General features: G+C 41.3%; 27 protein-coding genes. All 27 read right to left on the bottom strand.

Annotation, left to right across the window (positions count from 1 at the left end):
• Nucleotides 1-59: 59 nt before the first annotated feature.
• The 27 genes from MHI55_RS13000 to MHI55_RS12870 all read right to left on the bottom strand — a co-directional run bounded on the left by MHI55_RS13000 (nt 60) and on the right by MHI55_RS12870 (nt 21,833).
• The gene (locus MHI55_RS13000) at nt 60-1,331 is read right to left on the bottom strand and encodes a sugar ABC transporter substrate-binding protein (RefSeq protein WP_076249710.1); all 1,272 of its coding nucleotides are present in this window, start codon (nt 1,329-1,331) and stop codon (nt 60-62) included.
• Between the two features lie 22 nt (nt 1,332-1,353).
• Nucleotides 1,354-2,235 carry an AraC family transcriptional regulator gene (locus tag MHI55_RS12995; RefSeq protein ID WP_036609061.1) on the bottom strand — a complete coding sequence of 294 codons (882 nt, stop codon included), beginning with the start codon at nt 2,233-2,235 and terminating at the stop codon, nt 1,354-1,356.
• A 236-nt stretch (nt 2,236-2,471) separates the two neighbouring features.
• Nucleotides 2,472-3,272: a phosphotransferase gene (locus MHI55_RS12990; RefSeq protein ID WP_076249711.1), complete on the bottom strand. Its 801-nt coding sequence runs from the start codon at nt 3,270-3,272 to the stop codon at nt 2,472-2,474.
• Between the two features lie 11 nt (nt 3,273-3,283).
• Complete coding sequence (locus MHI55_RS12985) at nt 3,284-3,559, bottom strand: hypothetical protein (RefSeq protein ID WP_076249712.1); 276 nt, start codon at nt 3,557-3,559, stop codon at nt 3,284-3,286.
• 166 nt (nt 3,560-3,725) lie between these two features.
• Nucleotides 3,726-4,265 carry a GNAT family protein gene (locus MHI55_RS12980; protein WP_076249713.1) on the bottom strand — a complete coding sequence of 180 codons (540 nt, stop codon included), beginning with the start codon at nt 4,263-4,265 and terminating at the stop codon, nt 3,726-3,728.
• 204 nt (nt 4,266-4,469) lie between these two features.
• Complete coding sequence (locus tag MHI55_RS12975; RefSeq protein WP_076249714.1) at nt 4,470-5,657, bottom strand: glycoside hydrolase family 5 protein; 1,188 nt, start codon at nt 5,655-5,657, stop codon at nt 4,470-4,472.
• 207 nt (nt 5,658-5,864) lie between these two features.
• Nucleotides 5,865-6,281 carry a hypothetical protein gene (locus MHI55_RS12970; RefSeq protein WP_083684232.1) on the bottom strand — a complete coding sequence of 139 codons (417 nt, stop codon included), beginning with the start codon at nt 6,279-6,281 and terminating at the stop codon, nt 5,865-5,867.
• A 26-nt stretch (nt 6,282-6,307) separates the two neighbouring features.
• A complete protein-coding gene (locus tag MHI55_RS12965) occupies nt 6,308-7,336 on the bottom strand; it encodes an alpha/beta hydrolase (RefSeq protein ID WP_076249716.1) in 1,029 nt (342 codons plus the stop codon).
• A 51-nt stretch (nt 7,337-7,387) separates the two neighbouring features.
• Nucleotides 7,388-7,882 carry a hypothetical protein gene (locus MHI55_RS12960; protein ID WP_340390183.1) on the bottom strand — a complete coding sequence of 165 codons (495 nt, stop codon included), beginning with the start codon at nt 7,880-7,882 and terminating at the stop codon, nt 7,388-7,390.
• Nucleotides 7,883-8,019: 137 nt separating this feature from the next.
• Nucleotides 8,020-8,565 carry a GNAT family N-acetyltransferase gene (locus MHI55_RS12955; protein ID WP_179087822.1) on the bottom strand — a complete coding sequence of 182 codons (546 nt, stop codon included), beginning with the start codon at nt 8,563-8,565 and terminating at the stop codon, nt 8,020-8,022.
• 349 nt (nt 8,566-8,914) lie between these two features.
• Entirely contained in the window at nt 8,915-9,382 is a 468-nt protein-coding gene (locus tag MHI55_RS12950) for an NUDIX domain-containing protein (protein WP_076249717.1), read from the bottom strand.
• Nucleotides 9,383-9,655: 273 nt separating this feature from the next.
• On the bottom strand, nt 9,656-10,012 hold the full coding sequence (locus MHI55_RS12945) for a serine hydrolase (RefSeq protein ID WP_255319735.1): 357 nt from the start codon (nt 10,010-10,012) through the stop codon (nt 9,656-9,658).
• A 13-nt stretch (nt 10,013-10,025) separates the two neighbouring features.
• The gene (locus MHI55_RS12940) at nt 10,026-10,235 is read right to left on the bottom strand and encodes a hypothetical protein (RefSeq protein ID WP_255319734.1); all 210 of its coding nucleotides are present in this window, start codon (nt 10,233-10,235) and stop codon (nt 10,026-10,028) included.
• Nucleotides 10,236-10,361: 126 nt separating this feature from the next.
• Entirely contained in the window at nt 10,362-10,805 is a 444-nt protein-coding gene (locus tag MHI55_RS12935) for a GNAT family N-acetyltransferase (protein ID WP_076249718.1), read from the bottom strand.
• Between the two features lie 59 nt (nt 10,806-10,864).
• The gene (locus tag MHI55_RS12930) at nt 10,865-11,323 is read right to left on the bottom strand and encodes a GNAT family N-acetyltransferase (RefSeq protein ID WP_340390181.1); all 459 of its coding nucleotides are present in this window, start codon (nt 11,321-11,323) and stop codon (nt 10,865-10,867) included.
• Entirely contained in the window at nt 11,320-11,889 is a 570-nt protein-coding gene (locus MHI55_RS12925) for a hypothetical protein (RefSeq protein ID WP_339188091.1), read from the bottom strand. Before MHI55_RS12925 ends, MHI55_RS12930 begins: the two co-directional genes overlap by 4 nt.
• Nucleotides 11,886-12,428 (bottom strand): GNAT family protein, encoded by a 543-nt coding sequence (locus tag MHI55_RS12920; protein ID WP_340390179.1) that lies wholly within the window; start codon nt 12,426-12,428, stop codon nt 11,886-11,888. Before MHI55_RS12920 ends, MHI55_RS12925 begins: the two co-directional genes overlap by 4 nt.
• 2 nt (nt 12,429-12,430) lie before the next feature.
• Nucleotides 12,431-12,928 (bottom strand): GNAT family N-acetyltransferase, encoded by a 498-nt coding sequence (locus tag MHI55_RS12915; RefSeq protein WP_340390177.1) that lies wholly within the window; start codon nt 12,926-12,928, stop codon nt 12,431-12,433.
• A gap of 431 nt (nt 12,929-13,359) precedes the next feature.
• The gene (locus MHI55_RS12910) at nt 13,360-13,827 is read right to left on the bottom strand and encodes a DUF2691 family protein (protein ID WP_339188098.1); all 468 of its coding nucleotides are present in this window, start codon (nt 13,825-13,827) and stop codon (nt 13,360-13,362) included.
• A gap of 48 nt (nt 13,828-13,875) precedes the next feature.
• Nucleotides 13,876-14,406, bottom strand: coding sequence for an AAA family ATPase (locus tag MHI55_RS12905; RefSeq protein WP_339188099.1), 531 nt, complete (start codon nt 14,404-14,406; stop codon nt 13,876-13,878).
• A 12-nt stretch (nt 14,407-14,418) separates the two neighbouring features.
• Nucleotides 14,419-14,904 (bottom strand): N-acetyltransferase family protein, encoded by a 486-nt coding sequence (locus MHI55_RS12900; protein ID WP_339191608.1) that lies wholly within the window; start codon nt 14,902-14,904, stop codon nt 14,419-14,421.
• A gap of 237 nt (nt 14,905-15,141) precedes the next feature.
• Complete coding sequence (locus MHI55_RS12895; protein WP_076249727.1) at nt 15,142-15,672, bottom strand: AAA family ATPase; 531 nt, start codon at nt 15,670-15,672, stop codon at nt 15,142-15,144.
• Nucleotides 15,673-15,862: 190 nt separating this feature from the next.
• Nucleotides 15,863-16,927, bottom strand: a complete 1,065-nt coding sequence (locus tag MHI55_RS12890) for a polysaccharide deacetylase family protein (RefSeq protein ID WP_340390175.1) — start codon at nt 16,925-16,927, stop codon at nt 15,863-15,865.
• Nucleotides 16,928-17,148: 221 nt separating this feature from the next.
• On the bottom strand, nt 17,149-18,201 hold the full coding sequence (locus MHI55_RS12885; RefSeq protein WP_340390173.1) for an ABC transporter substrate-binding protein: 1,053 nt from the start codon (nt 18,199-18,201) through the stop codon (nt 17,149-17,151).
• A 108-nt stretch (nt 18,202-18,309) separates the two neighbouring features.
• A complete protein-coding gene (yjfF, locus tag MHI55_RS12880; RefSeq protein ID WP_017689006.1) occupies nt 18,310-19,284 on the bottom strand; it encodes a galactofuranose ABC transporter, permease protein YjfF in 975 nt (324 codons plus the stop codon).
• Entirely contained in the window at nt 19,274-20,317 is a 1,044-nt protein-coding gene (locus MHI55_RS12875; RefSeq protein WP_083657362.1) for an ABC transporter permease, read from the bottom strand. The genes yjfF and MHI55_RS12875 overlap by 11 nt, the downstream gene beginning before the upstream one ends.
• A gap of 4 nt (nt 20,318-20,321) precedes the next feature.
• Complete coding sequence (locus MHI55_RS12870) at nt 20,322-21,833, bottom strand: sugar ABC transporter ATP-binding protein (protein WP_036609094.1); 1,512 nt, start codon at nt 21,831-21,833, stop codon at nt 20,322-20,324.
• Nucleotides 21,834-21,858: the final 25 nt, after the last annotated feature.

The following is a 21,858-nucleotide window of genomic DNA, read 5'->3' as shown; positions in this document are numbered from 1 at the left end:
GGGAGGCTTTACAGGAATCGCTAAGCCCCCGTATACGAATTAACCACATGGCTTTACGTTTATTGACTGCCAATAGCCTCGTTAATCAGCTTGGCTGTTCGATCCAATGCCTCCTGCGGAGTTGCCTTATCGGATAAAACCTCAACAATATTATTTTTTAGGTCCGTTGAAATTTTGGATATAATGGTCTGTCTGGACCAGTCATTAGCTGCAAGAGGCGAACTGTTCTTCAGTTCATCTGCGAAAATTTCAAACATCTCCTTGCCGAATTCATAATTCAATACAGAGCTGTCCTTCCGCGGACTCATAAACAATGATTCTTGGTTATATTTTGAATTCACTTCTTTGGACGTTAAGTATTCAATAAATTCTGCCGCCTCCTGCTCATATCCGCTGCCTTTGAATGCCATCAGAAACTTCCCGCCTGGCACTGAAGAACGTTGTGTTCCTTTTGGCATATAGGTGACTCCCCATTCAAAATCGGTGATATCCTTGTAATTGCTGATCATCCAGTTGCCAGCCCAGTGGGTAGCCACCGTCCCGGAACGGAACAGGTTGTTCGGATTTTCCCCTCCGAGCCATACGGATTCGGGCATGATACCTTCTTGATGAAGCTGCTTGAACTGCTCCATGCTACGGATTCCGGCTTCACTGTTAATCGCTGCTGCAGTGCCATCCTCTGTTAAGATGCTTCCGCCATTCTGATACAAAAGAGTGGACCATCTATGCGGTGTGACATCCCATACCATGCCATAACGTGCTCCGCCTTTGTCCATAACCTCTTTTAACGCAGCTGTGTATTCATCCCACGTCCATACCTGGTCAGGAGAGGTCGGTACTTTGACGCCCGCTTTATCAAATAAGGTTTTGTTATAAATAAGCCCATTCGCTGTAACATCCATAGGCGCCGCTACCAGCTTGTCATTAATAACATAATAAGGTTTAAGTGAGTCAATAAATTGATCCTCGAATTGGTCCGCATTGTCCACGTAAGGTGTCAGATCAACCGCCTGATTAGCAAATGATCCGGTATCCGTGACCCGGCTCAGAGCAGGTGGCTTTCCACCGGATAACATTGTTTTTAATTTGGTTTGGATATCCTTGAAGCCAACTTCAATCAGGTTGATTTTAACCTTGGTATTGGTCTGCTCATAATCTTTAATGATTTCCTTGATGACTTCTCCTTCTTTTCCGTCAGAGAACCACAGGAAATCCAGGGTTGTTTGTTTTGGATTAGCATTGGTACCTGATTTTCCGCAAGCAGTCAATACGATGAGTAACATGACCAATACCATGCTAGTGATGAGCTTAAACGTTGTTCTTCTTGTCATATCAACATCTCCTTGGAAGGTTCTAATGAATTTTGGCTTCGTTGAGCAATTCACTTTTACGGAATAACTGTGGTGATACACCCACATATTGTTTAAAGGCCCTGCTAAAATATACAGGTGTGTTAAAACCTAGCGTCTCAGATATGGACAAAATCGGTGCATCCGTAGACAGCAACAATTTTTTGGCCTCTGCAACTCTTTTCCGTATAACATAGTTGCTTATGGTATATCCCGTCGTCTCTTTGAAAGAATGACAAATGTAGTATTTATTCAAATGGAGTGTTTTGGACAGTTCATCCAATGAAACATTCTCCGTATAGTTCTGGTTTAAATAATGAAGAACCCGGCTTACGCTTGTCTGCTTCTGGGAAGAACATAAGATAGGATTGGCGGATTGCTCACTAGTTGTTTTCCGGTAAATCCGCAGTAGCAATTGGGTAAGACTTAATTTGACCATTGTTTTGTACCCTGTATTTCCTGCCCCCATCTCCTCCTTGATTCCCTTAAATATAGCTGTGATATACTCACGCTCCTCCGGAGGCCAATGCACCAATAACCCATTGGGATGACGGAATATGGACATCAGATTCTCCAACTGACTGACAGCAAGCATGTCCAAAAGCAATAATTCCGTGAAATTGACAAAACTTCGCTTGTACACCATTTCTCTTGAAGGATTGATTCGGTGGGGCACACCGCCTCTGAATATAAACATATCTCCAGGCAGCGGCTTATATATTCGGTCACCGATTAAAAAGGTTGCATCTCCTTGAATAAAATAATGTATCTCATACCCATTATGCGTATGAACAGGCCATTCATCCTGAAAATTATCTGCTTCTGATCGCACATAAACTTCATTTTCCTGCAAAGCAATATTCGTCGGGGTGTGTATGGTTAGCATCAGTAAGATCTCCCTTCCCAGAATATAAAAAGCAATATAGTTTAATAATTTACAATGATAGCGCTTTACAATGAATTGTATCACAGTTATTTCGATCTAATCTGAACTATATTGCTGTATTGTTGATCACAATTGTTGAAAATGATTAGAAAGGAATTTATAGGGATTTGAAAGATGAAAACAAAAAAACCGCTGTCCAGCCCGTAGGCTATCACGCGGTCCATTAGCATTACCTTTCAAACCCATTCATCCCAATGGTTTTCAAGAAAAATGACTTCTTTCTCATAGTGGGCCAGATGCCCCTCTTCGACCATCTTCATAAAAGCGACATCTCCATCAGCCGCACGATCAGTCAGTGTTTTACACATGAAACGGATACGTGATATGACCCAATCCTTCAAATCTGCTGGAACACTCAGCCCGTACGTAGCCATGAATAAGGCAATCCGTTCTTTTCGTACAGTTCCGTGTGCCTGGCTGACGTATGGCATTACACCCTTTCCGTCCATCTCTGGTGAGAAATTTGCGAGTGGAACGGACGTATACAAGACATAGGCGATATCCCACATTCGCGGACCCGGACCCGCCATATCAAAATCAATAATGCCTTGAGGACGGCCATCCTTGTACACCACATTATACGGCGCAAAATCGTTATGACATACAACTTCATCTTCTGTTATGCCTGGATATCTGTTCGTTGATACTGATGTTGTTGTAAATCCAATGGTCGCATCATGGTAACTTCTCAACAGTTTTGCGACTTCAATCAAAGATTCGTCTGACCACATATACTCTTCTAGATCAGGGTAGTCATTGCCTGGAACGATGCCTTCGAGGTAAGAGAGCGTTTCTCTCCCCTGTTCATCTATTCCCAGAAATCGAGGGGCATGATCATAACCAACTTTTTCGAGATGTAAAAGCAGTTCAACCACATATGGATTTGGCTTCACATGCCGGCGAACCGTCTCACCTATTCTGACGACCTGATTCACATTACCTCCTGATAACACTTCCTCCTGTTGGGCCACTTTCATCCCTCCTCAAGCTAAACTTCCTTGTTATACCCATGATTACGATTTTTCTTATAACTCCCCGGGAATCCCGCCACCAATAGTATGAATCCAACAAAAAACATGAAGTATACGAGTAAACCTGTTGGATGCTCGTTCATCTGAGCAAACTGGGGTACGTTCGTCCCTCCTGACGCATATCCTGCTTCTACTATAGCGACAGAGACTCGGATTGAAATTCTGTCCATCGTTGAAATAAACACACTGCCAAGCATGAGGACTACACCCAAAATCTTGTTAATATTATTCATTTCATGCCTCCTTGATTAACCGTCCACTTTTTATGAGGTTATCTACTTAATGTCTTTCGATTCTCTAGTCCATATTCCTGCATGTTATATTAACGGTCCGTTCCTATATCATCATATCAAATAGCGGCGTCATCACTGACGCCGCTGTTGACGCTCTCTGAATAAGTTACGTAGCTACCACTTGGTGCAGATCCATACTATTTTCGAAAAAGGCTGACCGTTCAACATAATACAGATCATACATCTGTTCATTCAAATTAATCCGTTGATATACATCTGGATACACATCATTGGCTAACTTCACATAAGGCAGTTTTTGTACCGCTTTTCTGGATCTTATATTCTGCTTGCGTATCTTCATAAATACCGTTTCAATCCCATGTTCCAGAAACAATTCAACAAAAAAGGCTGATTTGGCTCTTTGGCTATACCCGTTTCCAAAAAACGGTGAACCAATCCAAGTGGCTAAAAAACCGCTTTGATGCTCAATATGATATAGATCAATGGTTCCAATAGGCTGCCCTGTTTCATTCAAAATCGTTCGGGAAATCACTGTCTTTTGCTCTTCTTCGACCATCAATTGTTTGGTCAGGAATAGATATTCTTCATACGATTGGCATTGATAACGAACGTAAGGAGAGACTGCGGGGTCCATCATTAAGCTGTACAGTGAAAGGCATTCCTGCAAATCACGTTTTTTTAACATTCTGTCTACCACCTAGTCCTTTTAGTTCGCTATATCAAGCAAATTAAGTATATAAAAGCTATTGTGGGATTTAATGAATTCTGTATGTGGCTTATGTAAAATGCATTGGTAAATGTTGTTCATCTTCATCTCCAGTAGCACAAAAAAACGGCATGTCCCTTTTACAGGAACACGCCGTTTACACGGATACAGCCAGACAGTAATTTATTGCATACCTTGCATGATGGCATTAATGATATTTTGCTGCGTCACGGTTTTGTTTGAACGGTTAAACAAGGCGAATCCATGTTGACCGTTATGCCCGTTATCCCAATAAACAGGAACCATTTTGTATTTCTTGGCTTTTGCTGTAACTGCTTTGGCGTAAGCAGCACGATAGACATTGTTGCTGGAATCATAGGACGTTTTATCAATGGAACCGAACTCACCAATCACTACGGGATAGCCCTGAGTCACAAATTTGTCGTACATGGACTTAAACTGCGATTCAAGATAATCCTCTTGGCCCCAAGTAGACTTTTTGGCAGGGTTCGTAGAAGTTGCACCCCACTGTGTGATATTGCCGTTTTCCTCACCTGCAAAATCCCACGGAGAGTAATAGTGTGCTGAGATCATGATTCTCTTCTGCGAACTAGGAATAGCTGAGGATCTGTAATTATCTGTTGGAAGAGCAAAGCCATAATTACCAACAGTGTAGTCAATATTGGTATTCCAGCCTGGAATCAGCAACCATCTGGCATTGTTGTTACCTCCAGTCTGACGAACCGTATCCACGAAGATTTGATTGTATGCGTTCAGATTGGCGTAATAGGCCGAGTTTGGATTGCCATAGGTACCATCGAATACTTCGTTCATGGATTCAAAAATAAGACGATCATTGTAGTTGCTAAACTTGGTGGCAACCTGCTGCCACACCTTCTTATATTTTTCCTTAATGGCAGTCTGATTGCCACCATTCACGAGTAGCCATCCACCCTGTACGGAATTAAACCCATCACCATGAATATTGATGATCACATACAGACCTTCATTGTACGCATAATCCACGACTTGCTGAATTCGATTCAGCCATGCCGCATTGATTGTATAATTGGGAGCGCTTCCAATGTTACTCAAATAGGAAACGGGAATACGAATGGATTTGAAGCCTGCCGCTTTTACCTTTTTGATTAACTCTGGAGTTACCGTAGGATTGCCCCAAGCTGTCTCATTCGGTGTACCGTTCACCGCTGCTTCCAGCTGATTGCCAAGATTCCATCCTGCACCCATCTCAGACACTATTTGCGAAGCGTCCGCTGCTGATGCTTTAGCGCTCCATCCCGTAAAGGCTACCGCAGCCACTAATACCAGTGCCAAGCCGCTGATGCCAAATTTCTTCCATTTTTTGAACATAACCATACCTCCGCTTATTCTATTATTTTTAACAAGCAGTGCAGTTAATCTATGCATACAGATTGAATGATCGAGAATACGTGCCTCCTCTCTCTAATCGATCAAACAAATGAATTCTTCGTCCAACAACAACATAATAACACATTTATGGAAAATAAAGCGATATCTTTATTGTTTTTTGTGACTATTTACTACAAAATAATCCATCTATCCGTTTAAGTGGATTGCTTGGATTTGTTCTCTATCAAAATCAATAATCATAATGTGATCGCGCAAAATATGATCTCCGCAAGATATTGTTGCGCCGTAGTCGGTTACACTGTTAAATGTGATATCCACACGATAGACTTCAATCTCATTAAACCAATTCTGATGTACCTTTTCATGAAGTTCATTCTCATAATATTCTCGAAAGACAGTCTCACACGTTGAAAACCACTTAATGTAGTCTTCTATATTATGAACAACTGAATCTAACGGTGTATTAGTAGACACATATATTCGAACGTCATTTAAATCCTCATCCTGTATGCAGTGTTTAAATATTTGCACAGTATTTTGCAGAGTGTAACACCGGTAACTCTCATCACTCTCTTCTTCAAGCTCAATGAATTCATTTAACAATATGATCTTGCTCCTCTCAATGCATATTAAAATAGCTCATTTAACCACTTTACGAATTTTTCTTTCTCTTCAAACTGTGGGTAATGCGCCGACTCGTTGAATACAATGAAGTCTTTGATCGGTGCATCCAATACGTCAAAATAATCACGTGCTGCATTTGCAGTGGTCATATAATCATATTTACCCGTTACAAAATAGGTAGGAATCTCCAGATGATCAACAATATCAGGTAAATTTTGATCAAATGCTTCCCTCAGTAAGATGTCTTGTGAACTGAACATCCCTGAATAAAAGCGAATCATATCCAGCCCATTATATTCGGGATTTAAAAGGAATCCTGAAATATAATCTCTATTCTCGTTGATGAGTCTGGCTGCACCACCGTACTTTTGCAACAAAATTCTAGGCGTAAGTTCCTTTCCTTGCTCGATCGAGCTGCGGATTAGCTCCAGTTTTTTAACATCATCTTCATTACCGGCTTGTTTCGCTTGCTCGTACGTGTACTCCAAACTTTCCAGTTCGCTCTGAAGTGTATTCGCCATCTGTCCAATCCCTATATAAGCGTGAAACTGAGTAGGTGCTTTAGCCGCAGCTTTCATCCCGATGTATGTACCAAATGAATGACCGATTAATATAACCTTCTCTTGACCTAACTCCTTAGATACATAATCCCTTAACGCTAACAAATCATCTACTAATACATCTGTTGTGAGATTCGAGTAATCTTCAAAAAAGTGATAGGACTTCCCACTCCCACGTTGATCGTAATGCACCACCGTGAAGTGTTGCTCAAGCTCTTTCTGATACTTCCTTACGTATGGAATCTCCGAGCATCCTGGCCCACCATGCACAAAAATCAGGATAGGGTTAGTCCGATCAACACCCCTGATCATGACTTCATGTCCTGTACCGTTAATTTCGACCTGTTCTAACATGCTGATGCTGTTTTCACCTTTAATTTTGGGTGTCCATGTGGGAAATATCAGAGCTACTATAACTATTAAAATAATACTGAATATGCTGTACTTGAGTGTTTTACGTATTTTTTTGCGCATGTAATGCTCCTTAAATAATAAGTTTCATTTGTAATTCTACCAACGGTTCCTTTATCGTAACGGATACAACAATTCAACGGGTTCTATCATCAGCTCTTCTTGGAAGATGTAATTGTGATCGGCTCCAACGATACAGAGGATTCGTTTTCCTGGATGAGCTTCAATTGTATTTTTGACTCTTTGAATCATAATCTGATTACGGACCACCCAGCGAAAGTTCTGTGCCTTCGCGTTTACCTGATGCAACCATTCATATTTTTGTCTGGTTACACGATCGAACTCCTTTGAATTAAAAGGAATCTCGCCAAACTGATACGTCTCCATTTGCTCTGCAAACCAATGATCATCCCGTTGTTCAAGTTCTTTGCGTTCCACGTCCGAATAACCGTTGAATGGATCAAAAGCATTCCAGACATCCAATTCAAACCAGTCAATAGGGACAAATGGGATGTTATGCTCCTCGCATAAAGGGAAGACCAATTCCCAATACTCACTGGCTGGTTCTCCCCAGTATCCTCTATCATGTTTGTCCTTCAGATACCTCAACCAACTCTGCGGATGAACTTCACCACAAATGAGATCTGGTTTAAACTCAGTTATCACATTCTTGTAAAGGGAAAGAGAACAATGATATCGCTCTCTGAGTTCTGGATTATGAATGGTTCCGAGTATCCCAACCGTTGTCATGTGCCCAGCTCCTTTATCATGTGTATATCTTTCGGCTCTTTGTCATAAAGTTCTTGATCAATCTCGCTTGCAATCTGACTGCCCTGACTTTTATAAAAGGATACCGCTGATTTCGTCTCTGTGGAGGAGATATACAGATACTGTGCGCCACGTTTCTTAGCCTCTTCACCTAACTCGTTTAGAATACGTTTTCCAATACCTTGTCTTCTGTACCAGCGTGAGACATACATCAAGTCAACTTGTAATCGATTTCGTTCTTTTCCTCTATATTGATGTGCCAGCACACCAAATCCGATTAATTGATCCTCAGCAAACGCGCCATATGCCATGCCACCTTGTTCTAATTCGTACACATATCGATTTTGAATCTCTTTCAAAAGCATCTCATCCCAGTTTGAGCATTCATGATTTTGTTCAAGTTCAACCAATCGGTTCTCTCTCATTTCATAAATGAGATCAATATGTTCCGAGCGATCTATTTCCTGCAGCTGATTCACATCATCAAGGGTCAACGTTCTATACGTTATCATGATTGTTGCCATCTCTCCTTCCCCATGTTATTTCTAAGATCCTATGGCTTTATTGATCGAAGTCTGTATTTATCAAAGACCCTTTTATCGTACAAAATAGTGTATTCCTTGTTCTCTTCAATTAGTTTTGACATATCCATTGGAACGGCTATTGTTCTTTCAAGATTATTAAAATTAATTACAGTCATTTCATTTTCACTAATCTTTTGAACAGTAACTGCTTCAAAAATTGAAGTTCGAAAGGAATTCCATAACAAAATTAAAAGCAATAAAAGTAATAGTGACATGATGAGTCCCTTATTCTTATTCACTAGTTCTTTTCATCTCCTTTAGTTTCAAAACAGAGTTCCTCCAACTAAAACTAGCTTATTTTAATTTCAGGTAACTCATTCAAATGATTTATTTCGATAGTGTATTTCTTAAGCTTATGGTTCTCAAGTCCATCCCATCTGTCTGAGAAACGATAAAACATATCTCCGAAGTTCATCCCTTCAGGTAATACATCCACAAGCTTTATTTCATCGATTTCAGACTCCGGTAAGCTCTCCAGCAATTTAACCTCAGCATAAGAAACCATACCAAAGCTCCCATTCCATTCATATACACCATAAGGTATTAATTCGAAGTGTACTGCCCCTGTCTCTTCATAGAGTTCTCGACTTGCCGTGTGTAAAATGGTTTCCCCTATTTCTTTGTTGCCTCCTGGGATCTCCCAACCTCCTCTTTTCCTATTTTTTATAATGATGAATTTATTATTGTATTTAGCGATCATAACTGCAAATTTGATTAACTCCGGATCAAGTTCATCTAGATCAAACCAGTGGCTCATGTTATCTCTCCCATAAACAACTATTCTTTCAATATATAATTGTTAAACCATTGAAGTGGTAACAAGCTATCTTCGGATATAATCGTTGTGAATACCGCAACCAATCCTCGCTTTTGGTTAACAAAGATATATTGCTCTCTTCCTCCGCCCATACCCATAGCATAAAACGTTTTATTTTCAGCGCATTCTTCCTTGTTACTTTTCATTATGCGCCAGTGGTAGCTATATAAGGTTTCGGAAGTAAGAGAAAGACTTACACTTCTAGCAATCCAGTCAGCAGAGATGAGTTGTTTCGAATTCCACGCTCCATTCTGAGCGTATCACCCCAAAATTCAACATATCTTCAATCTTCATTCGCAAACCAAAACCACCTATGGCAATCCCTTGTGTATCCTGATACCAATGGAAATCGCTAATGCCTTGAGGTGCAAACAAGTACTTTTTTGCAAATTCCAAAGTGTTCATACCAGTCGCCTTCTGCAATATGGCGCTAAGTATATGCGAACTCCCGCAACTATATTTCATTTGAACTCCAGGTTCGAATTCAACAGGCTGCTCAAGAACAAATTCCGTCCAATTCCTAGATGGAATCATCGCTTCATTCCCCGGATAGTGTAGGCCCGAGGACATCGTTAACAGATGCTTAATCGTAATCCCCTTTTTGCATATCATCCAGATCGTTAAAATAATTCACAATTGGAATATCCTCATTCTCAATGTAGCCCTGTTCTATAGCTATTCCCACCAATGCGGATACCACACTTTTTGTAATTGAATTCACTTTATGTTGTTTTTCTTTCGTTTTTCGATTCCGATAATATTCATATTGAATTGAGTTTTCTCGGCATATCATGCAGCTCTCCTCTTTATTTCGTTTTATCTCTCTTTCGAGATCATTAAATTCAGTGATATATAAAACTCCCTTGTGGCTCGCATACTTTCCGCCATCCTTTTGTTTCTCTAAAATTCATCTTTCGTCTTATAATCTTTTTTTCATAAAATATTGAATGATTCCATTAGGATACTCATCAATTAATCCAAACACTTCATAGCCCATTTTTTGATAGAATTTCGGTGATTGATATGAAAATGTGCTTGTGTGTGCAAGCTTACATCCTAATTCAGAAGCCATGCTTTCTGCTTGCATGATTAAAGACTTCCCATATCCTTTCTTTCTGTGTTCCTCATCTATCCAAAAATTATCAATATATAATGTTTCACAATATGTAGCACAGAAGATCCCACCAACTGCCTTACCTGTCTTGTTCCGTAAAAAAAGATTTATTGTCTTTCCAGGCTTCTTTAATAACCCATTTGTTTCAGAGACGTTATAGTTATATAAGTTATTACAAACGTTTTTGTAGTCTTCTTCATGATCATCAAATGCGATTTGTAATTCTTCTTCATGATTCATACGATTCATTGTTTAAGTCCCCTCATTTAGAAAGTCATCACATGTAATCTTTACACTATTCAAATTTCTTATTTTATTTCCAACCTGTAGATCACTTCATCATCTGAATTGGTTCTGTTCTCACTAATGAAGGACATGCTCTTATACAAATTCTGTGCTATTTCGTTATCCCGTTCAACCGTTAATGAAAAAACCTTGCATTCCGGATGCTGTTTTGTAATGTAATCTAGAATGGCTCTTATAGCGCGCTTTCCCATTCCTTTGCCTTGATAGGATTGATCGATTTGAAAACCACCAATCCAGTAATTATCTGTACTATCTGGCGTATAACTTAGATAAAAGAAACCAAATACCTTCCCATCAATCTCAAGTACGTAAGGATCAAATGCTTCATCCCACGGTTTTATATAGGCGTAAGCGATCCCCTCAATAACAGATGGAACTAATGAGACTTGGTGTTCATACAAAGAGATCTTCAGCGCCTCTTCCCAATTCTCCCGTGTGACTGGTTGTATCTTTATATTCACCACTGTATCTCCTCTTTCGATAATCTTTGATTACCTCTAAGGTTCTTTTCACTCTCACTTACAACCACTTCCAAATGATGTTCAATCAACTGTATCACTTGTTTTTTATTCTTCGTGATTGTTGCAGTCTTATGGTTTTTGTTAATTGTACATATAACTTCTTCTATATTATATTGATGGTTCCATTTCACAATCATCTTGCATAAGTTCTTAAATGACTGCTTGTAATTCCACGGTTGCAAGCCCATTCTGGACAATACAAACCTCTTTATAATTCGATAATCTCTAATGAGAACATTTGGAGCTAATACAAAAATCAAATCCGCTTCCTGGATGGACGCTATTGTCCAATCTTTGCAATGTACTCCTTCTATGATCCAAGCTTCTGAACTGACAATAGACTGGACTGATTCATCCCTAACATGTTCAGGATATCTCAGATTTTCGGCACTTCTGTCCCAGATGAGATTGTCTAATTCATAGCAAGGAATACCGTATTTATCCGACAATTCTTTGGCTAATGTTGATTTCCCACTACCGCAAGATCCAATAATTCGTATTCTCATACATATTCTTTCTTCAAAAATGCATAGATGACATTATCAACAAATCGATTTTTCCAATAATAATGTTCTTTCAATATGCCTTCTTCACTGAACCCAATTTTCTCAAGTAACTTCCTTGATCCCGCGTTCTCTGGCTCGACAAATGCTTCAATTCTGTTTAATTCAAGATTCTTGAATCCATATTCAACGATTTTCTGAGTTACCTCGGTCATGTAACCCTGCCGCCAGAACTCTGGTGCTAACTCATATCCCAACACAGCTTTATGATGTTGTTTCATCCAACCATGAAATCCGCATGTTCCAATAATTCTGTTGTCCGATTTCAAAGCAATTCCCCAGCGGATCACCTGACCATTTTCGAATCGTTCTTTCCACCTTTGTATAAATACTTCTGCTTGTTTTATAGTTGTGAAACTTTCTACATCGTAGAATCTTGTAACTTCATCTGAAGAAAAAATATGAAATATGTCTTGGGAATCACTCTGTTTAATCTCTCTTAACAGCAATCTTTTGGTTTCTAGCTCAGGAAATGGAGTCATATTCACTTCACCTCAATCGAGTATACTGCTACATTTTTCCCTATTATGTCTACATCCTTCTCGTGTTTCATGCCATTCTTTTGCGCGACTTTCATAGAACCCACATTGCCATGTTGAATTAACGATATTAATCTTTTCTGTTTCAAGTGATCCAAGCCATATTCTTTCCACGCTTTTGCTTGTTCATATCCGTAACCCATTCCCCAATATTGCTCTATAACCCAGTAACCAACTTCAAGCTCATCAGTGCCTTCAATGATTTGAGGAATCAGTCCAGAGGTTCCAATTAACTTGTTATCCTCTTTATTAAATGTGAGGAACAGCCCTTTATCATCTTTATTCCAGTTGATGAACTTTTCCAGGCTTTGCATGGTCTCTTCCTTGGTCCAAGGTCCTCCATGTCTTATAAATTTCATCATATTTGGCTCACGTGTCATCTCAAAAAGTAAATCGAAATCATTTTTAGTGTATTTCCGAAATATAAGTCGTTCTGTCTCCATCTTCCTCTCAACTCCTTCTTCATTCATAAAGATGTAATCGTATTCATGAACATTCAAATATCATGGGGAAACGGACTAGAGTGTGTCTTCAAACTCAGGCAAGTAAACGGTGATGGGTGCCAGCTTACCGTCCGAAAATTCCTGAAGTTCAGAGTGACTGATGCTGGCGAATCGCCAGGCGATTTTCTAAGGAACACAGGACATCTTATTTCTCAAAATCATCTTACAAAAACGCTACAAAAGGCTATTTTTTCTGGTATAGCGTGTCTCAGATTTCTTAGATTTCGGAGGGCGTTTCAAATTCCCGAATAAGACGTGTCAGGTTCGTTAGCATTTAACCCCTAACACTAAACTCAACGCTATGCTAATGCATAACAACGAAAGCATGGGAAGTTCTATCAAACCTTAGCAGTTAATCCCATGCTCCTTTATCACCAGACCGATAGTTTTGTCCTAGCATCATTCTCATCTGTTAAATATGCGAGAGATTCAAATCCCTGTCTATTTATATGATTATATAATTCCTCGACTTTCTCTAGATCTTTACAATAAACCGTGACGTAGATACTATCGATCACAAGAAGAACCATCTGACACTCACTCTCCACATAATCTTCATAGGTGATTACATCTGTTATTTGAGAGCCTTTTGGAAATGCTTTTAAATTCGCAAATATTAAATAATACTCGTTGTCATCAATAATCTTCTGTAATTCTTCTCCATTCATACCCATAATCACATCCGGAAAAAGATCATCCCCTAACGTATCATCAACAACGAAATAGGACTCCTCCTCACCAATAAACCAATCGAAATTAGATACTTCCATTGGTTTTAAAATCTCCCCAAGAAAGCGACCATAGGCATTTGGTATTTCAAAACGTATTCCTCTGTTCATCTGTTCACCCTCTTATCATTTTCAATTCGAAGCATAATAACAGTACAGTTATTTCAATCGATACTTCTCATTAATTATAATTTCACTTACTATTTCAGGTAGTTGTTCTTCTGTAAAATGATTCGTATACAACTTGTTATCACTTCTCAGGTCTGGATGATTTTCAAACTCATCCAGCAGAATTATACTTCTTTCTTTCATTTGATATTCTTCTGCTCTTAGACGGTCTCTACGAATAATGGTTTGACGATCAACCATCAATACAACATAGATTATGCGAACATGATAGTCTGCCAATTCTGCCATTAATCCATCAATGTCTTCGGGAAAGACCACATAGTCCAGAACTACATCGTATTTATAATCCAACAAGTTTTTCACTAGACTAGATATATTTTTCCAAGTTAAGTCGTTTGTATCCTGATCAAGCCAGGGTTTACCTCGCCCTTTGACAGGAAAGTGACTAACCGTATCTCCAGAAATGTAGGCACTTTTATCTAAAGTCTGAACCAGCAGCTTGGAAGTTGTAGATTTCCCTACTCCAGGGGGTCCAGATATAATATATAGGTTTCTACTCATTTCGTATTCTCCTTACAATATCTTTTGGAAACTTCCAATATCCAGTTTTCTATCGAATTTATATCCAATCTCTTTAAACAGAGCACACTGTTCATAACCATTTCTCTCAAATAATGATTTACTTCTTGTATTCTCCATGCAAATCGTCGCAATTAAGGTATGGAATCCTTGTTCTTTCGCAATCTTCTCAATAAAACGTAGTGCTTGTTTCCCCAAGCCTTTTCCCAAAATATCGGGCTTCAAATATATGGTGACTTCACCGCAAATGTCATATGCCTGTTTACTCTTATATTGGGTGATCAGAACATAACCCATCATTTGATTGTTTTCAAGAATTACATAAGTTTTATACCGCGTATCCTTGTTCATCACAGAGGATTTAATCTGATCAAGATCTAATTCCTCCGTATGAAACGAAATCGTTGTTTTCATTACATAATAGTTATAAATCACTCTAATTTCAGGGAGGTGTTGTTCGGTTACCTCTTCAAAAGTCACAGTCGTCAATTAGGTTCCATCCTCTTCTGTTATTTCTTCATCATATGTATGAAATACCGCGTCTAGATTTAACTCACCGTAAATATGAGGATATTCCCTGACTTCATTATACAGATTTTCCCATATAGTTTCTGACTTTATTTTAGAATCCCATTAATCAACGCGGCTTCCCACTCTTTTCTTAAGAGTACATGTACAATCATCATCCTAAAATCCTCCTTAATAAAAAAATGATAATTATTTGGATAGGACCTTCCTCAATATGAGTTCTATGATTTCACTAGTCTCCAGATGATCGGTAATAATGCGAGTTTGAAATTTTTCATCTTTGAAAGCTTCAACACACTTTGGTGCTTGTTGATACTGCCAGCCTCCATATTCATCTCCACGTTTAGCCAAACGATGATAAATCGTCTCTTCTGTAGCCGTAAGGCAAAAATGATGAATGTCCTGATCGATCTCTTTCAACCCGTTATAGATGTAATTAAAGTTTTCCTCTTTATAGATGGTCATGGGGATAATTAAGTGTCTGTTGTATTTCTGCTTTACTTCTTTTGCCGTCTTTACGGTTAGAATTTTCCATAGATCGATATCTTGAAAATCATCCGTACGTTCCCTTTCCTCTCTACAATTCTCAGGGAGAAGTTTTCTGAGCATATAACCTATTTCTTCAGGATCGTAGATCATACTGTTGGCAATCAAAGGTTGAAGTGCTTCTGCTGCAGAAGTTTTTCCCGAACCAAACGCTCCATTAATCATGATGATCATTTGATGATTTCACTCCCATTCAATGAAATTTTTCAATAGAAACCAGATTCTTCACATACAATTTCATCCATTATAAATGTTTTCCTTCCACTTTTGTGTTACAAAATGGCAAAAAACATAATGAAATCCCATTGGGTCAACCCAACGGGATTTCATTATAGTGCATTATTTTTCAATCAACCTTAGCTTGTTAATGTATTTCCAAGTAATCGATATAAATATCCCATGTCCCATCATCGGCTGTTACAACCAACTCAATGACCTGATTTCCCGTCCCATGGCTGATATTATTCAGGGTATAAACCGCTGGAGCTCTTCCGCCAAAGTAAAAGGTTCCCTTCGTCTGTCCGCCAATCTTCAAATCAACTCTAGCCATGTTGGCATTGTTTGAAGCTCCACGAAGCGAGAAATTATGAGTGCTCGTTGCAAAATTCTGAGTGTATTTAACCAAATCATTGTTGGCATAAAGGACCACACCATTGAAAGGAGAACTGATATTGCCGGTGTATTGTCCACCTTTGGTCATGTTCTCAGCTTCCACTTTTGTTCCGTTACTCGGGGGATTAGTAGTGCTATTATCGGGTGCGACTGCCCGACCGGTAGTTGATGAGATCATCCCGGAGCAAAGGCCGCGATTCTTCAGATTTTGTGCAATCTGCGGAATGGCCTGAAGTGTCGTCTGGTACTGATCATGCATTAGTATAACGTCACCACTTTTCATCGTATTCACAACTGCTACAATCTGGGTTGCGCTGGCACCATTCCAGTCTTGGGAATCTACGTTCCACAGTACTTCCTTCAGACCGTTTTGGCTCACAACGGATTTCAAGGTCGCATTTGTCGCACCGTAAGGAGGTCTGAACAGTTTAGGTGAACTTCCGGTAATAGACTGGATCGTCTGTTGTGTCCGAGTAATCTCTGAAGACATCTGAGAACTGTTCAATGTAGTCATGTTTGGATGTGTATAGGAATGATTGCCAATCCACATACCAGCTGCTACTTGTGCAGAAACCAGAGATTTATTATTTTGTGCATTTTGTCCAACATTGAACATCGTTGCCCGTAAGCCAGCCTGCTTCAACGCGTTAAACATGTTTGTTGTATTTCCAGATGGGCCATCATCAAACGTCAGACCTACATAACCATTCGGACAACTTGCATCTGCAGCACGAGCATCAGGCACCCCCGGAATAGAAAACAAGGTACCGAAAAGTGCGAGAGATATTACCGCCTTTGCCAGCTTAACTTTGAACATAAAATTACCTCCTCATAATATATTCACAGCATACTACCTTTTACACTCCCTCTCTTTATCGAACTCTCACCCCTCGAAAAAGAGCGCTTTCAAAAGTATGTAATCCGCTACGTCCTTTCTCATAGAGAAGAGCTTTTAGTTCAAGGTGAGTTCAGTATAAACGATACCTCTATTTAAAGTAAATTGAATTTTATCCAAAATGTTCTAATTTTTCACGAATTCTAGAATCGCCTGTTGTACATCTCCCGTCCAGCACTCTCCTTTGTAAAAATGTCCTCCGGGGGCACCATGCGCTTCGGGAGTGTACGCCCTGCAATAATTTCTTTTGTAGCCTGCATAAGCTGAGGACCAAGTAGCGGGTTACATTCCACCACAGCGTTGATTTTCCCACTCGCCAGAATTTCAAGTGCTTTGCGGGAGCCGTCCACCGAGACAATGATAATGTCCTCTCCCGGCTTCAGCCCAACTTCTTCTATCGCTTGTATGGCGCCAAAAGCCATTTCATCATTATGGGCAAAAAGAACCTGCGGCCGTTCGTCTTCCGGAACCTGAAGGAATTCTTTCATCACTTGTTTCCCATTGTCCTCCGTAAAATCGGCAGGAGCACTTTGTGAGAAAATGATATCTGCTCTGGTTTCGAAAATGCTTCTAAATCCCTCGCCACGCTGGATAGAGGGTGTAGAACCACTCGTGCCTTGCAGTTCGGCAATCCGTATCAAACCCGGATGATTTCGCATCCGATCCTGAATGTACTTCCCAGCCTTCACACCTTCCTCATAAAAGTCCGATCCAATCGTTGTCACAAAAAGTGAAGTGTCTTTGACATCAACTGACCGGTCTACGATGATAACAGGTATACCTGCATCCCTGACCTCCTGAAGAATACCATCCCAGCCCGATTCCACGACCGGTGCAATGGCAATGACATCTACCTTTTGCCTGATGAACGACCGAACAGCCTCGAACTGTTTCGTCTGAGACTGTTCTGCATTTTTTATTACAAGGGAGATTCCCGATTCAGCCGCAGCATTCCGAATAGACGTGGAGTTTGCCAAACGCCAGGCACTCTCTCTGCCCAGTTGTGAAAAACCCAAGACAATCGGTTTCGTAGAGGTATCCCTTGCTACCGCTGATTCCATCCATTCCTCAACGGAGGGAAGAGTTTCTAAGTTGTTAGACGAGATGGGAGAAGGAACAGATTCAGACTCAGGGGCTGTGCAGCCGACAAGCAGCAGTAGAATGAACAAACACAACCAGTTCACATGTCTTCTCACTCACGTATCCCCCATCTCCATGTTACGCTCAGCATTCACCAATGCAGAGCGCATATTGTTATATCATTGTTTCGGTATCCGTGTTCAATATCATTTAATTCGATCAACTTAATGCAGTGATTTCGAGGATACTCGCCGCCCGCTAAGAAGTCGCTGGAACAAAATAAAAACAAACAGCATCAGGCCAATCACAATCTTGGTCCACCATGAGCTGAGCGTACCTTCGAAGCTAATTATAGTTTGGATAGCCCCCTGGATCAATACACCAATAAAGGTTCCCGCTACATACCCCACACCACCGGTTAACAAGGTGCCTCCTATCACAACAGCCGCGATGGTATCGAGTTCAAGACCCATGGCGTGTAATCCATAACCGGATAACATATAGAAGGTAAAGACAACACCGGCAAGCGCGGAGCACAAACCGCTGAACGTGTACACCAGGATTTTGGTACGTGCAACCGGCAGTCCCATGAGCAACGCGGATTGCTCGCTTCCGCCGATGGCGTAAACGTTGCGCCCAAACCGGGTGTAATGTGCCAGGTAGATCGCGAGTAGTACAATGACCAGAGCAATTATCACATTAATGGAGACAAAGCTGCCCCCTGGCAGGGAAATCTTCGCCTGCGCAACCTGTGTGTAAAATGGATTCGTAATGGTAATGGTGTCGAGACTGATGACATAACACAGCCCCCGCGCCAAAAACATGCCTGCCAGTGTCACGATGAAAGGCTGAATTTTAAAATAGTGGATGATCGCCCCCATGACTGTGCCAAACAACGCACCCATGACAAGCACCATAGGTATAACGATCGCAGGCGACCATCCTTGCTTCTCGACCAGACTTGCGCTAATGATGGTCGTCAGCGCAATGACAGATCCTACCGACAGGTCGATTCCTCCCGATACAATCACAAAAGTCATGCCAATTGCCGTGATAATCAGAAATGCGTTATCAATGAGAAGATTAAGCAGTACCTGAGTGGAGAAGAACCCCGTATACCGGAAAGAGCCTATGGCAAACATCACGGCCAGCAAACCGAAGGTGACAAAGACCGGGAGATACTTACGATTAAGAAACATGGCGGTTAACCCCCTGTTCGGCTGGAAACTTCCGTTTTTTCCAACGGATCACCATGGAATTGCGGAATGAATCGGATTGAATCAAACAAACGGCCAGTACAACAAAGGCTTTGACAACCAGCGTAACTTCTGGCGGGACTCCAATCATATAGATCGTCGTTGTTAAGGTTTGGATAATGAGTGCTCCAACGACGGTACCCATTAGATAGAAACGACCACCATTGAGCGAAGTACCCCCGATGACTACAGCAAGAATGGCATCAAGTTCATACCACAGACCTGCGTTATTGCCATCCGCACTGGATACATTCGAGCTGAGAATAAGCCCGGCAATGCCGGCACACAGACCACAGAAGACATATACCGTAAGAATAACCGTTTTTGAACGAATGCCTGCCAGTTGGCTCGCGTTTGCGTTACTTCCAACCGATTCGATAAACAGTCCCAGTGCCGTTTTTCTCGTCAACAATGAGGCAACTAGCAGCACAGTTAATACGATGAAGATGGAAAAAGGCAATGCTGCAAGCGAACCTGCCCCGATATAGGCGTAGTTCGCGTTGGATACAGTAATAATCTGTCCACTCGTAATCAATTGCGCAATCCCACGTCCGGCTACCATCAGTATAAGCGTTGCAATGATGGGCTGGATTCGGGCAACCGAAACCAGCGCCCCATTCCATATGCCCAAGATCAGTGAGAGACCTATAGATAATCCAAGTGCACCCAACACAAGCCAGAGCGAACTCTGATCCACTCCTCTGCTGATGCTCATACAAGCCACGGCACCGGAGATCGCTACAATAGAGCCCACGGACAAATCGATACCTCCGGTTGCAATCACCAGTGTCATGCCGATCGATACCAGAATTAAGGGCGCTCCAAAATTGAGAATATCAATCAAGCTGCCATACAGATTCCCTTCACGCATGACGAGGGAGAAGAAATCCGGAGAGTACAGCAAATTAAAGATTAAAAGTAAACCAAGCATACATAACGGCCAAAACAAATGATGTTTACGCATCTTGCCCGCCATCTCTTTAACCTCCTGCCATTGCTTTCATGATTTGCTGTTGATGGATCTGATCCCCGCTAAGTTCTTGCACTTTTTTGCGGTCCCGGATTACGGCAATCCGGTGGCTGACACGAATCACTTCTTCCAGCTCGGACGAAATGAACAGCACGGCCATTCCCTGCTTCGACAGAGAGAGCACCAGCTTCTGTATCTCAGTCTTTGCACCGATATCAATTCCACGCGTAGGTTCATCGAGAATCAACAGATCGGGGTTCATCAGCAACCACCGTGCAAGCAACACCTTTTGCTGATTACCGCCGCTCAGATTTTTAATTAAATGCTCCGGGTTTTTCGGATGGATATTTAACAGGTTGATGTACTTTTCGGCGATCTCATCCTGTTTCTTGCGTGAGATGGGTTTGGACCAGCCTCGTGTCGCTTGTAAAGCCAGAATAATGTTCTCCCGAATGGTCAAATCATCGATTATGCCTTCGGTTTTACGGTTCTCGGAGCAAAAAGCAATATTCTGATCAATTGCATGACGCGGCGACTTGACCGTACTTCCTGTATCTACAACGAGCAGCTTGCCTACATCTGAACGATCTGCACCAAAGAAAAGGCGAGCGATCTCGGTACGACCAGACCCCAATAACCCAGCCAAGCCCACGACTTCTCCTTTGCGAATGTCCAGATCAAATGGCTCAATTGCTCCTTTGCGTCCAAGTGCCTTAGCGGTAATTAACAGTTCTCCCGACTCCGCCTGGGCAGCATCCGCTTCCTTCGGAAGCTCCTCAAGCACCTCGAGTTCCTTGCCGATCATCTTGAGAACCAGTTCCATGCGTGGAAGTTCTGCGGCTATGTACTCTCCTTCCAATTCCCCGTTACGGAGCACCGTTAGACGATCCGACATTTCGTATACCTGATCAAGAAAATGAGTAACAAAAAGAATTGCGAGACCTTCACTCTTTAATTTGTGCATAATACGAAACAGTTGCTGAACCTCGTTTTTGTCCAGACTGGATGTGGGTTCATCCAATATGAGCACTTTTGCCGAGATGCTGAGTGCTCTTGCAATTGCAATCAGTTGTTGCATCGCGACCGAGTAAGTCTGTAAAGGAGCCTTAACGTCTATGGACAGATGTAATCTGTCTCGCAGAATGTTCTCCGCATCTTTGTTCATTTGCTTCCAATTGATTTTGCCAAATCGCATCGGCTCCCGCCCGATGAAAATATTCTCAGCGACCGTTAAGTTCGGACAAAGATTGACCTCTTGATAAACGGTACTGATTCCCGCCTTTTGCGCTTCAAGCGGACCGGAGATCGAAAGATGCCGGTTATCCATGGTTACCGTTCCTTCATCAATGGAATAAACGCCAGTCAGAACTTTAATAAGCGTCGACTTCCCCGCTCCATTCTCACCCATCAAGGCATGAATCTCGCCCGGAAACAAGCGAAAGCTGACGCTGGATAGCGCTTTAACCCCGGGAAATTGTTTGGTGATGCCTGTCATTTGCAAAATGGGTGCTTGCTCGGCCATATAACCCTCTCCTTTGTTATGGAAA

Origin of the sequence: Paenibacillus sp. FSL E2-0151 (assembly GCF_037993015.1) — a bacterium.
Taxonomy (GTDB): Bacteria; Bacillota; Bacilli; order Paenibacillales; family Paenibacillaceae; genus Paenibacillus; species Paenibacillus amylolyticus.
This window is presented reverse-complemented; position numbering and strand designations above follow the sequence as displayed.

What these genes read in the sequence shown, in the direction of transcription:
- MHI55_RS13000 (WP_076249710.1), bottom strand. Translation starts at nt 1,331, where the DNA reads ATGACAAGAAGAACAACGTTTAAGCTCATCACTAGCATGGTATTGGTC.
- MHI55_RS12965 (WP_076249716.1), bottom strand. Translation starts at nt 7,336, where the DNA reads ATGCGCAAAAAAATACGTAAAACACTCAAGTACAGCATATTCAGTATT.
- MHI55_RS12945 (WP_255319735.1), bottom strand. Translation starts at nt 10,012, where the DNA reads ATGTCCTCGGGCCTACACTATCCGGGGAATGAAGCGATGATTCCATCT.
- MHI55_RS12870 (WP_036609094.1), bottom strand. Translation starts at nt 21,833, where the DNA reads ATGGCCGAGCAAGCACCCATTTTGCAAATGACAGGCATCACCAAACAA.
- MHI55_RS12935 (WP_076249718.1), bottom strand. Translation starts at nt 10,805, where the DNA reads ATGAATCGTATGAATCATGAAGAAGAATTACAAATCGCATTTGATGAT.
- MHI55_RS12895 (WP_076249727.1), bottom strand. Translation starts at nt 15,672, where the DNA reads ATGATCATCATGATTAATGGAGCGTTTGGTTCGGGAAAAACTTCTGCA.
- MHI55_RS12950 (WP_076249717.1), bottom strand. Translation starts at nt 9,382, where the DNA reads ATGAGCCACTGGTTTGATCTAGATGAACTTGATCCGGAGTTAATCAAA.
- MHI55_RS12990 (WP_076249711.1), bottom strand. Translation starts at nt 3,272, where the DNA reads ATGAAAGTGGCCCAACAGGAGGAAGTGTTATCAGGAGGTAATGTGAAT.
- MHI55_RS12985 (WP_076249712.1), bottom strand. Translation starts at nt 3,559, where the DNA reads ATGAATAATATTAACAAGATTTTGGGTGTAGTCCTCATGCTTGGCAGT.
- MHI55_RS12980 (WP_076249713.1), bottom strand. Translation starts at nt 4,265, where the DNA reads ATGTTAAAAAAACGTGATTTGCAGGAATGCCTTTCACTGTACAGCTTA.
- yjfF (WP_017689006.1), bottom strand. Translation starts at nt 19,284, where the DNA reads ATGTTTCTTAATCGTAAGTATCTCCCGGTCTTTGTCACCTTCGGTTTG.
- MHI55_RS12890 (WP_340390175.1), bottom strand. Translation starts at nt 16,927, where the DNA reads ATGTTCAAAGTTAAGCTGGCAAAGGCGGTAATATCTCTCGCACTTTTC.
- MHI55_RS12940 (WP_255319734.1), bottom strand. Translation starts at nt 10,235, where the DNA reads ATGATATGCCGAGAAAACTCAATTCAATATGAATATTATCGGAATCGA.
- MHI55_RS12955 (WP_179087822.1), bottom strand. Translation starts at nt 8,565, where the DNA reads ATGGCAACAATCATGATAACGTATAGAACGTTGACCCTTGATGATGTG.
- MHI55_RS12995 (WP_036609061.1), bottom strand. Translation starts at nt 2,235, where the DNA reads ATGCTAACCATACACACCCCGACGAATATTGCTTTGCAGGAAAATGAA.
- MHI55_RS12910 (WP_339188098.1), bottom strand. Translation starts at nt 13,827, where the DNA reads ATGAACAGAGGAATACGTTTTGAAATACCAAATGCCTATGGTCGCTTT.
- MHI55_RS12875 (WP_083657362.1), bottom strand. Translation starts at nt 20,317, where the DNA reads ATGGCGGGCAAGATGCGTAAACATCATTTGTTTTGGCCGTTATGTATG.
- MHI55_RS12925 (WP_339188091.1), bottom strand. Translation starts at nt 11,889, where the DNA reads ATGAGAATACGAATTATTGGATCTTGCGGTAGTGGGAAATCAACATTA.
- MHI55_RS12975 (WP_076249714.1), bottom strand. Translation starts at nt 5,657, where the DNA reads ATGTTCAAAAAATGGAAGAAATTTGGCATCAGCGGCTTGGCACTGGTA.
- MHI55_RS12905 (WP_339188099.1), bottom strand. Translation starts at nt 14,406, where the DNA reads ATGAGTAGAAACCTATATATTATATCTGGACCCCCTGGAGTAGGGAAA.
- MHI55_RS12920 (WP_340390179.1), bottom strand. Translation starts at nt 12,428, where the DNA reads ATGACTCCATTTCCTGAGCTAGAAACCAAAAGATTGCTGTTAAGAGAG.
- MHI55_RS12915 (WP_340390177.1), bottom strand. Translation starts at nt 12,928, where the DNA reads ATGGAGACAGAACGACTTATATTTCGGAAATACACTAAAAATGATTTC.